General features: G+C 63.9%; 1 pseudogene. It reads right to left on the bottom strand.

Annotated elements, in window-relative coordinates:
• A pseudogene (locus RJ05_RS05280) lies at window positions 1–252 on the bottom strand (alpha-ketoacid dehydrogenase subunit beta); the annotation flags it as partial.

Here is a 252-nt window from a genome sequence, read left to right as displayed (position 1 = left end):
TCTGCGTCCAGGGCGGTGAAATCCAGATCGGCCTTGTCCCAGTAACGCCGCTTGGGCTCGAAGAAGACGACCGGGTCGTCGCACGAAATAGCTTGGCGCAACAGCCGATACGCATCCTCGGGCGTACTCGGCGAGACCACGCGCAGTCCGGCGGTATGCGCGAAATAGGCCTCCGGCGACTCCGAATGATGTTCGACCGAACCGATTCCCCCGCCGAACGGAATCCGGATGGTGATCGGCGCGCGGACCCTG

This window comes from Nocardia cyriacigeorgica NBRC 100375 (genome assembly GCF_000308555.1).
Taxonomy (GTDB): domain Bacteria; phylum Actinomycetota; class Actinomycetes; order Mycobacteriales; family Mycobacteriaceae; genus Nocardia; species Nocardia cyriacigeorgica.
The sequence above is the reverse complement of the archived record's forward strand: the minus strand, read 5'-3'. Positions and strand labels throughout refer to the sequence as shown.